We start from the raw sequence: 9,629 nt of genomic DNA, 5'->3' as shown, positions 1-9,629 counted from the left end.
CCGATCTCCCGCGGAGCGGGTACCACATCGCTGCGCGATGTGCAAGCGAACACCCGCGCTGCGCGCGGGTGTTGCGCTCCCGCTCCGCGGGAGCGCTGGTGGGCCGCTGCGCGGCCCACTCACCCCCCGTGCTTCGCACGGGGGGTGACGCTTCGCCCGCTGCGCTTCCGAAGCGGTAGGACTGCGTCCTATACCTGGGCCTTCGCTTCGCTCTGGCCCAGGCTGGCGGGTCCGCTGCGCTCCCCCGCCTCAACGGTCCTTCCAGCTGCGCCTCCATGACCGTCTGGCCCGCTAGTGCGGGCCTGGCTGGCTGGAGGGTTGGTGCCGGCTTGGGTTTGCGGGAGCTGTTTCAGAGTGATGCAGCATGTACAGTTGGAAGAAGATAGGGATACCCCTTTTGGTGCTCTGTGTGGAAGGTAGCGGATCTCTGTGGGTAATGCGAGGGCTTATCCGGTCTACCGGAGCGAGGACGGGGATGTGGCGGCGGTAATCGCCGTGGCCGTGTCTCTGGTCGGGTGTGGGGAGCTGTGGGAGGGGGCGAGTGTCGACCTGGTGGCCGAGTTGCTTCGGGTCGAGGACGTCGTGAGGTCCCGCGAGGTGTTCCCGCAGGGCTGGTTCTCGGGAGGCGGCGAGCACTTTCGCGGGGTCGACCTTCCGGATGACGCCGCGGTGCTGGCTCGTCTGCTGCCGATGATGCTCTCGGTCGAGGAGCCGGTGGAGGGTGATCTGCTGGACAGAGCACCGGAGGTGCTGCGTCAGGCGGGGTGGGGACAGATCGCGTGGATGGCACTCAGTTGGCCGGCTGTGCCCGAACTCGGCCTCGGTCCGGAGCATGCGCGGACCGGAGTACAAGCGTGCTTCGGGACCGACGCCAACCACGAGCCGACCCCGAGCCACACCGTGTATGTCCACGTCCGGCCCGGGGAGGACGAACGGGCGCAGCACCTCGCCCAGCAGATCGGATACGGCGTCATAGGGCCTGGGGAGCACGGCTGGTGAAGAGCGACTGAATAAGGAACGGGGTCTGAGCGGTAGGGCGGACCGTCCGCAGTGTGCTGAGGACGGGCTGGAGAGGGGTGGGTGTCGGTGACGGAGAACGCCGGAGTTTCGTACGAGGACTGCTCGATCTATGTGGATGCCGCAGACAGCTCGACGGTCATCGCCTGGCTGAAGGAGCGTCTCGGCCCCGGAGAGGAGGGACGCGGCCTGGTGGTGGGGCCGCTGCGGGTGAGCGGCGTCTGCAATGACTACTCCACGGGCAGGAAGGCGCACCCTTTCGAATTCCTTGAGTGGCCGACCGTGCTGGAGTGCGAAGCGCCCGCGGGAGTGGAGCCCGGTGCGGTGGTGGCCGCGGTCACGGCTGTGCTGGAGACGCTGTGGTGTAGAGGGTGGAAGGCTGTGGCGGCGTGTGACTTCGAGGACGAACTGCCGGCCCGCGGGGGCGGGGAGCGCTACCCCTTGCCGTCCGCGTCAGGGGGCCTGCCGCATACAAGAACCGGCCGATGGCGAAGCCTGCTGGTGCGGAGTGGGAAAAGGAAAAGGAAATCGGTGTGATTCAGCTCCGAGAACACCAAGTGGACCAGAAATCGGCCTTCCGCAGATGGGTAGGATTCCCTGCAAGATCATTTGTGCCTCCAGGGGGGGCCCGTGCCATGGGGGTGTCTGCGACAGGGTCCGGGAAGACGATCATGGCCGCCGCGAGCGCTCTGGAGTGCTTCCCGGGCGGGCGGATCCTCGTCATGGTGCCCACCTTGGATCTGATCGTGCAGAGCGCGCAGTCCTGGCGCCGGGTCGGGCACCGCGCGCCCATGGTCGCGGTCTGCTCGGTGGACAAGGACGAGGTCCTGGAGCAGCTCGGAGTGCGTACCACGACCCACCCGATCCAGCTCGCGCTGTGGGCGGGGTCTGGGCCGGTGGTCGTGTTCGCCACGTACGCCTCCCTGGTGGACCGCGAGGACCCGGAGGACCCATCGGGCCAGCGGACGGTGCGCGGACCGCTGGAGGCCGCTCTGGCTGGCGGGGAGCGGCTGTACGGGCAGCGGATGGCCCCGTTCGACCTGGCGATTCTGGATGAGGCGCACATGACGGCCGGGGACATGGGCCGGCCGTGGGCGGCGATCCACGACAACGCCCGCATCCCCATCGACTTCCGGCTCTACCTGACCGCCACCCCGCGGATCCTCGCCGCGCCCCGCCCGCAGCGCGGGCCGGACGGCCGGGAGTTGGTGATCGCGTCGATGGAGGACGACAGCGCCACCTACGGCACCAGGATTTTCGACCTCGGGCTGGCGGAGGCAGTGGAACGCTCGATCCTCGCCGGTTTCGAGATCGACGTGCTGGAGATCCGCGACCCGGACCCGATCCTGGGCCTGTCCGAGGACGCGCTGCGCGGCCGGCGCGTGGCCCTGCTCCAGGCCGCGCTGCTGGAGCACGCGGCGCAGCAGAATCTGCACACCACCATGGTGTTCCACCAGCGGGTGGAAGAAGCCGCGGCGTTCGCCGAGCAGATGCCGCGCACGGCCGCCGAGCTGTACGCCGCCGAGGCCTCTGCGGCGGCGCTGGCGGACGCTGAGGAACTGCCCGTCTCCTCCATCGATGCCCAGCTGTACGAGCTCGAGGAGAGTCGCCACGTACCCCCGGACCGGGTCTGGGCCGACTGGCTGTGCGGCGACCACCCCATCGCCCACCGGCGGGAGGTGATCCACCGGTTCGCCAACGGCATCAACGCCGAGAACCGGCGCGTACACCGGGCGTTCCTCGCCTCAGTACGGGCCCTCGGAGTCGGCGTCGACATCACCGGACTGCGCGGCGTGGAAGCGGTGTGCATCGTCGGCTCCCGCAGCTCCCAGGTCGACATCGTCCAGAACATCGGGCGGGCGCTGCGCCCGAACCCGGACGGCACGGTGAAGACGGCTCGGATCATCATCCCCATCTTCCTGCAGCCCGGGGAGGACCCGAAGGACATGGTCGCCTCCGCCAGCTACCAGCCCCTCGTCGACATCCTCCAAGCCCTGCGCAGTCACTCGGAACGCATGGTCGACCAGCTCGCCTCCCGCGCCCTGACCCGCGGCACCGAACGCCGACGCCTCCACGGCCGCCCCGCCCCCGCAGCGGGAACCGACGGCAGTAACGGCGAGGAGACAAGCGAGGCGCAGCAGGAGGTCGACCGGGTCACCTCGATCGTGATCAACTTCGCCTCCCCCCGCGACGCCGCCGACATCGCCGCCCTCACCCGCTGCCGCGTCATCCGCCCCCAGTCCCTCGTCTGGCTCGAGGGCTACCAGGCCCTCATTCGCTGGCGCACCGAGAACGGCATCACTGGCTTGTACGCCGTCCCCTACGACACCGAGACCACCGTCGGTGCGACAACGGATTTTCCCCTGGGGCGGTGGGTGCACCAGCAGCGGAAATCACTGCGGGCCGGTGATCTCGATCCTCACCGCAAGGACCTCCTCGACGACGCCGGGATGGTGTGGGAGCCCGGCGAGGAAGCCTGGGAGAACAAACTCGCCGCACTCCGCTCCTACCGGCGAGCCACCGGACACCTCGCACCCCGACAAGACGCGCTGTGGGGCGAAGGGGAGAGTGACAGTGAGCAGCTGGCCATCGGACAACTCGTCGTCAACCTGCGTCGCAAAGGCGGCCTCGGCAAAGACCCCGAGCGGGCCGCCATGCGCGCGCAGCAGCTCACCGCGATCGACCCCGACTGGAACTGCCCCTGGCCGTTGGACTGGCAACGCCACTACCGCGTCCTCGCCGACCTCGCCGCCGACGAACCCCACGGCCGGCTCCCCGACATCGCCCCCGGCGTACTCATGGATGGCGACGACGTCGGAAAATGGCTCCAGCGGCAACGCCGCAGCTGGACGGAACTCTCCGAAGAGCAACAGCAGCGGCTGACAGCCCTTGGCGTGAAACCCGCCGAGCGGCCCGCTCCGGTCACGGCGGCCAAGGACGCCGTGAAGGTCTCCGCCTTCCAGCGCGGTCTGGCAGCCCTTACCCAGTACATCCAGCGGGAAGGCGCGGACCGGCCCGTACCCCGGAAGGCGGTGGAGGTCCTGCCCGATGGGACCGAGACCAAGCTCGGCATCTGGTACAGCAACACCAAGAGCCGCCGCGACAAACTCAGCGCCGAACAACTCGACGCACTCCGGGAACTGGGCGTGCAGTGGGCATGACTCCGTCTGGGCGTGAACTCGTGGGCGACGCCGGGCCTGTGGGGGTGCTGCGGGTAGCTCCACTCGCCCAGGAGACTGTGCTCTCGCTCCTCGGCCGGATCGCAGAGCGCTACGCCATCAACCCGGGCGAACTGCGCGCCAGCTGGCAGTGGCGCAATCACTCCCCGCACACTCCGGGGGCCGCTGGGCCCCGCCCTGATGCCGAAATCCTCCTCAACCAGGCCGGACGGCGGGCCCTGGCACAGCTATGCCGAACCGACCCGCAGAACCTGGCCAAGGCCCTGCCCGCCTGGAACAGAGCACCCGAAATATTCGGCACGCATGATCAGGATCCGCAGCCGCTTGGTCTGTGGCGTACAGGATCCACCGTCCACGCCCCCGTCGCGTACGCCTGCCTGTCCTGTACCGCCCGGCGCACAGGGCAACTAGCTACCGCCATGCGGTACCGGCACGGCTGGCAGCGTGTATGCCCGCGTCACCGGCAATGGGCCCTGGACGCGGGTGACAGCCACGGGCTTCAGCACCTGGACCTGCGCCACTGCCCGGACGTCATCTCGGCTCAGCGCCGATGGACCGCGGTGGCCCGCCGCGCGCGACGCGGCGGCGTGGCCCCAGGCGCGGTGTTCGCGCTCGCCCGGGCGGTGGTGTGCCAGTGGTGGGACCAGGCCCTGGAATGGCGCAAGGAACGGATCTGGCCGGCCCGTCTGCACCAACTCGCCGGAGGCGACGCCGGCCGGCAGTTCTGGTGGTGGCGCGCCGTGGCCCGGGAAGCCGCTACCTCCCCCGAGCTGGTGACAGTCGCCAGTGCGCTCCTCGACCCGGAGATGCGCGGCCTGGTACGGGCCGACGGCGGCGGTGAGCGGGTACGGCCGATTCCGCCCGACGGCAAGTTCTGCCGCGAGCTCGGCAACCGGATGGGACGGTCCTGGCTGGGCGAAGAAGCGGCCGCGAACAGCAGCCCCTCGCTGCTGGCCTGGATGGGCGCGGTCCTGCGTCAGCACCGCGGCGTCAGCGTACCCGGATGGGACCGGGGCCCCTGGCACGTACGGCACGAGGACCAGCCCGTATCCGTCACCGCGCAGTTACGCAGACTCGCCGCGCGCGCCGACGGCACCATCAGCTGGCGCGCCTCGGTCCCTTCAGGCGAGCGGACCTGGATCCAGCACAAGCTCCGCGAGACCACCGAACTCCTGGCCACGCTCGACCTCCACGACACCGGGCACCTCGCCGCCGTCACCCAGCACCTGATCGACACACTCCACCAGAGCATCCATGGCCTGGACCAGGCCATCGTCGCCATCGCCAGCGCCGCCCACGTCGGCGGCGTCCCCCTGGACCACCTCAGCGCCTGGACCCACACCCCCTCGCCGGAACTCCAGCACGACATCAGCGAACACCGGGAAACGCTGGAAGCGGACGGCTGGTAGGCGGCGTCCGGCGCAGTGGCAGCCGCGCTGTCCATCTCGGTCCACAGCGCCAGCCCGTGGGACTGCTGCTGCTTGGCCAGAGAGATGAACCGATCGCCCAGCCCTCGTCCGCGCCACTCCGGCGCCAGGTAGAGCTGCTTCAGTTCCGGGCCGTTGAGCACGAGGGCGCGAGCCAGTCCCGGACGTCGTCCTCATCGTGGGCACAGCGCACCGACGGCAGCGCCGCGGCGAAGGAGCGGAGCCAGACGTTGGCAGCGGGGAGCGCATCGGCGTCTGCTGCTCGGCGGAGCGCGATCTCACTGGTCACCGTGCGGAACCTCCTGTGTCGAGGGCGCCGCGACGCGGTGTCGGAAGAGCGTTTCGGAACACGGCACGCCCCCCCATCCGATCAATCGTCGAATACATGGACCCGTGGGCTGCGGCTCGGGATGTCGCGAGGGAGGCCTCTCCTTTCGACAGTCCCATCGATTAGCCCGACCAAGAAGGCGAGCATGCCGCCTTCGAATTCCCACCAATCTCCATTACGCCCACCCACCACAACAGGCCATTCATCCCCATTGTCGCTCGACACTTTCCAATAGAAGCTGTCGCCGGATAGCGACGAACCCCAGGGAAAGAGACCCCCCTCACGAGGGAAAGGCACATTGCCTCCCGCCAGGTCATCCTCACCCTCCCCGCAGAGATCCTTAAGAATTTCAAGTTCTTCATAGATTTCCTGAATAAACTCTTCTTCCCGCCCAGGAACAGGCGAGAAGATTCTCAGGAATTCGTCGATTTCAATGGCAGGGTAGGAGCGAGAGAACTCCTGGTAGTCACTGGGCAGTTCGACGTCAATCGAACGATGGATGAGGTTGAAGTCAATTGGCCGCCCACCTCCAGTGCGATGCGAAGCAAGCACCGGTATTACCGATTCCAAATCGTGGAGTCTCAGCATGTCGCCTGCCAATCCGAGATATTTCTTACGACAACATCGAAGAGCGGCCCATTTCTCGTGCTCGCGGTCATCCTGATCGCATCAACGCCGCCAGGGCCACTACCATGGATGAGCTGACCAGAGTAGTACACGGGATTCTTCGCCGCCAACTGCTTCTCCATCTTCACCTCGCAACGTCGCATGCCGCTCTTGTTCATCCGCTCATGGCCGGTGAACAAGTTCTCGGACCTCCACTCACCGCCGACCTTGTCCCCAATGATATGAGCCCGATTGTAGATCGTCCCCGGCCGCCTGGCTTTTTGTTCGCGTCGGCATCAGGGAACCCAAATACCTGTACGTCACCACTGTCATCACGGGGGGCTCCGTTCGGCTTGAGATCTGCGGGACAGAGCAGGGCCCGCGCGCCTGTCGGGCGTCCCTGGACCAGCGGCTGGTAGTGAAACCGCTGCTCGCGCGGCTTGTTGCACGAATCATCGTCCCGGCCGACTCCGTTGCCGGATGAGCCGTTCGAGACCGGCCGGGTGTTCACCCCCAGGGTCGACCGCTACAGCCAGATCACCGTCCGCACCAACCGCTACTCGGTGCCCGTCCGCCTGATCGGCAAACGCGTCCGTGTCGTCCTTCACGCTTCCCACCTGGTGGTTTACGACCAGAACGTGGAAGTCGCCCGGCACGAGCGGCTAATCGCCAAGGCTGGCTGCCGCCTGGAGCTGGACCACTACCTCGAAGCCCTGATCCGCAAGCCGGGCGCCTTCCCCGGCGCCACCGCACTCGAACAGGCCCGCTCGGCAGGCAAGTTCACTCCGGTCCATGACGCCTGGTGGGCTCAGGCCCGCAAGGTCCACGGCGAGCGGGACGGCACCCGGGCCCTGATCGAGGTGCTGCTGCTGGCCCGGCACATCCCCCACGAGCACCTGGTCGCCGGGCCCGCCACCGCCCTGCGGGCCGGGGCCCTGACCTCGGACGCCGTCGCGCTGGAGGCCCGCAAGGCCGCCCAGACCGAAGACGACTCACCCGCCGCCCTGACGACCGGAGCTTCGGGGGCTGCGACCGTGACGTTTCTGCACGAGTGGCGCCTTGCCCACCTGCCGCCGGACACCAGGCCACTGCCCTCGGTGACCCCCTATGACCAGTTGCTCCGACGCCGTCGCGCCAGCGGCGGCAACCATCCAGAGGGAGAAGCCCAGTGACCCTGCCCCGCCAGCGAGGCTTGACCGAGCAGGCCGCCGACGCAGCCATCGACACCGCCTGCCGCATGCTGCGGCTGCCGTCGATCCGCAATGAGTTCCCCGACATCGCCGACCGGGCGGTCAAGGACCAGATGACCTACCGCGGCTTCCTCGCCGAACTGCTGATGACCGAATGCGACGACCGGGCCCGCCGACGCTCCGAGCGCAGAATCAAAGCGGCCGGCTTCCCCAGGGAGAAGTCGCTGCGGACCTTCGACTTCGACGCCAACCCCAACATCGACCCGGCCACCATCCACACACTCGCCTCCTGCGAGTGGATCAAGAAGGGACAGCCGCTCTGCCTGATCGGCGACTCCGGCACCGGCAAGTCCCACATGCTCATCGCCCTGGGCACCGAGGCCGCAATGAAGGGCTACCGCGTCCGCTACACGCTCGCCACGAAGCTGGTCAACGAACTGGTGGAGGCCGCCGACGAGAAACAGCTGAACAAGACCATCGCTCGCTACGGCCGCGTCGACCTGCTCTGCATCGACGAACTCGGATACATGGAACTCGACCGGCACGGCGCCGAACTGTTGTTCCAGGTCCTGACCGAGCGCGAGGAGAAGAACAGCGTCGCCATCGCCTCCAATGAGTCCTTCGGCGGCTGGACGAAGACCTTCACCGATCCCCGCCTCTGCGCGGCCATCGTCGACCGTCTCACTTTCAACGGCACGATCATCGAGACCGGCACCGACTCCTACCGCCTCGCCAGCACCCGCGCGCGAGCGGAAGCGCCGGCCACGGCCAGCTGAAGCCACCCGATTCGGCTGAGCGACCGCCGTCCTTGCGGGCGGCGGTCCCACCCACTCAACTGGTCAAAGTGGCCTGGTGGAAGTACATCCGCCAGCCCGTCTCCGTCAGGCGCCACACAGAACTTCGCCATGCCCGGCGGCCCTGGTTGTCGGCGAAGTACGTCAGATGAACGATGCCCGGAGCGAGGACGACTCCGGCCATCTCACTGACCTTGACCGGAGACTCCGGAGACACCGAGCCTCCGCTCGTCACCGTGAGGATCGACTCCACGTCCCACCGGCGCCCAGAAGCCCCGAACTCGATGAACTCCGGATCCAGAAGCTCCAGGACACGGGCCGAGGAAGCACGCACCTCGGGATCGAGAAGCCGCATCTCCCCATCGATGGCTGCCTGCACGGCCCGCTCACTCTCATCTGTCATGCGCAAACCCTACGGACGCTGCTTGCCAAGGCACAGTGAATTGATCACTCGCCGCGACGACGGCACGGTGCTGCCGTCAAAACTCGCGAACATCTCTCGGCGGAGTGATCACCAACTGCCACCGAAACTCATGCACAAGCGCTGCCGCCAAACGTGAACAAAGCCAACCTCCGTTCTCGGCGATCGATGCCTCCACTGCCGCCCCGCCGTCCGGCCAGGCAGAGACAAACGACTCGCCGTCAGTCGGAACACTTGAGTCGACGAATACCACGCGGGCCAGTCGGTCACCGATCCGCTCCGCGGCCTGACCTACCGGGATGCCCGAGTAGCTGTGACCCACCAGGACTACGTCACGCAGACCCTGGCGTTCTACCTCGGCAACGATGTCCTGGACATGAGTCGCTTGCCCCGCAGGTACACTCCGCTTGTCAGCAAGACCGGACAGCGTCAACGGATAGACGCCGTGGCCAGCCGCACGCAGAAACGGCACCACCTCGCCCCACGCCCACGCCCCGAGCCGTGCACCTGCAACCAGCACGTAATTCACCATGCCCGCACCGTAGCCGGGCAGCCTGACGATCTCCTAGAAAATACTTTCGATACACGCCCTAGGGTCTGTTGCGAAAGTGGATCTTGTTCGTTCATGATCACGTCTCGTGGGACGTGGAGATCTGACGAACGGCCA

Annotated in this window: 9 protein-coding genes and 2 pseudogenes; 6 read left to right on the top strand and 5 right to left on the bottom strand. The window is 67.4% G+C overall.

From position 1 onward, the window contains the following. Positions 1–477 precede the first annotated feature (477 nt). From IEZ01_RS34065 to IEZ01_RS34050, 4 genes are all read left to right on the top strand, one after another. On the top strand, positions 478–999 hold the full coding sequence (locus IEZ01_RS34065; RefSeq protein WP_019891879.1) for a hypothetical protein: 522 nt from the start codon (positions 478–480) through the stop codon (positions 997–999). Positions 1,000–1,086: 87 nt separating this feature from the next. After that, positions 1,087–1,554, top strand: a complete 468-nt coding sequence (locus tag IEZ01_RS34060; RefSeq protein ID WP_158685748.1) for a hypothetical protein — start codon at positions 1,087–1,089, stop codon at positions 1,552–1,554. Next, complete coding sequence (locus tag IEZ01_RS34055; RefSeq protein ID WP_229833356.1) at positions 1,503–4,178, top strand: DEAD/DEAH box helicase; 2,676 nt, start codon at positions 1,503–1,505, stop codon at positions 4,176–4,178. Before IEZ01_RS34060 ends, IEZ01_RS34055 begins: the two co-directional genes overlap by 52 nt. Then, positions 4,175–5,605, top strand: a complete 1,431-nt coding sequence (locus IEZ01_RS34050) for a TniQ family protein (protein WP_189205624.1) — start codon at positions 4,175–4,177, stop codon at positions 5,603–5,605. Before IEZ01_RS34055 ends, IEZ01_RS34050 begins: the two co-directional genes overlap by 4 nt. A 17-nt stretch (positions 5,606–5,622) precedes the next feature. On the opposite strand, the pseudogene IEZ01_RS35515 reads toward IEZ01_RS34050, so the two are convergent. The 3 genes and pseudogenes from IEZ01_RS35515 to IEZ01_RS36165 all read right to left on the bottom strand — a co-directional run. Continuing rightward, positions 5,623–5,912, bottom strand: a pseudogene (locus IEZ01_RS35515) (N-acetyltransferase); the annotation flags it as partial. Between the two features lie 81 nt (positions 5,913–5,993). Further along, positions 5,994–6,551, bottom strand: a complete 558-nt coding sequence (locus IEZ01_RS35510; RefSeq protein ID WP_229833355.1) for an SMI1/KNR4 family protein — start codon at positions 6,549–6,551, stop codon at positions 5,994–5,996. Continuing rightward, positions 6,533–6,829, bottom strand: a pseudogene (locus IEZ01_RS36165) (DNA/RNA non-specific endonuclease); the annotation flags it as partial. The gene IEZ01_RS35510 and the pseudogene IEZ01_RS36165, both read right to left, overlap by 19 nt. A gap of 201 nt (positions 6,830–7,030) precedes the next feature. Here IEZ01_RS36165 and IEZ01_RS34035 point away from each other — a divergent pair. Both IEZ01_RS34035 and istB read left to right on the top strand, forming a co-directional pair. Next, complete coding sequence (locus tag IEZ01_RS34035; protein ID WP_229833354.1) at positions 7,031–7,729, top strand: Mu transposase domain-containing protein; 699 nt, start codon at positions 7,031–7,033, stop codon at positions 7,727–7,729. Then, positions 7,726–8,523 carry an IS21-like element helper ATPase IstB gene (istB, locus tag IEZ01_RS34030; RefSeq protein ID WP_019891874.1) on the top strand — a complete coding sequence of 266 codons (798 nt, stop codon included), beginning with the start codon at positions 7,726–7,728 and terminating at the stop codon, positions 8,521–8,523. The genes IEZ01_RS34035 and istB overlap by 4 nt, the downstream gene beginning before the upstream one ends. 55 nt (positions 8,524–8,578) lie before the next feature. On the opposite strand, the gene IEZ01_RS34025 is transcribed toward istB, so the two are convergent. Both IEZ01_RS34025 and IEZ01_RS34020 read right to left on the bottom strand, forming a co-directional pair. Then, entirely contained in the window at positions 8,579–8,944 is a 366-nt protein-coding gene (locus IEZ01_RS34025; protein ID WP_040875259.1) for a nuclear transport factor 2 family protein, read from the bottom strand. Between the two features lie 76 nt (positions 8,945–9,020). Beyond that, positions 9,021–9,494, bottom strand: coding sequence for an alpha/beta fold hydrolase (locus IEZ01_RS34020; RefSeq protein WP_229833353.1), 474 nt, complete (start codon positions 9,492–9,494; stop codon positions 9,021–9,023). Positions 9,495–9,629 lie beyond the last annotated feature (135 nt).

Source organism: Streptomyces purpureus (assembly GCF_014648195.1).
Taxonomy (GTDB): domain Bacteria; phylum Actinomycetota; class Actinomycetes; order Streptomycetales; family Streptomycetaceae; genus Streptomyces; species Streptomyces purpureus.
The sequence above is the reverse complement of the archived record's forward strand: the minus strand, read 5'-3'. Positions and strand labels throughout refer to the sequence as shown.

Excerpts from the sequence above, each read along its gene's own strand:
- IEZ01_RS34055 (WP_229833356.1), top strand. The coding sequence starts at position 1,503 with ATGGCGAAGCCTGCTGGTGCGGAGTGGGAAAAGGAAAAGGAAATCGGT.
- IEZ01_RS34050 (WP_189205624.1), top strand. The coding sequence starts at position 4,175 with ATGACTCCGTCTGGGCGTGAACTCGTGGGCGACGCCGGGCCTGTGGGG.
- IEZ01_RS34025 (WP_040875259.1), bottom strand. The coding sequence starts at position 8,944 with ATGACAGATGAGAGTGAGCGGGCCGTGCAGGCAGCCATCGATGGGGAG.
- IEZ01_RS34020 (WP_229833353.1), bottom strand. The coding sequence starts at position 9,494 with ATGGTGAATTACGTGCTGGTTGCAGGTGCACGGCTCGGGGCGTGGGCG.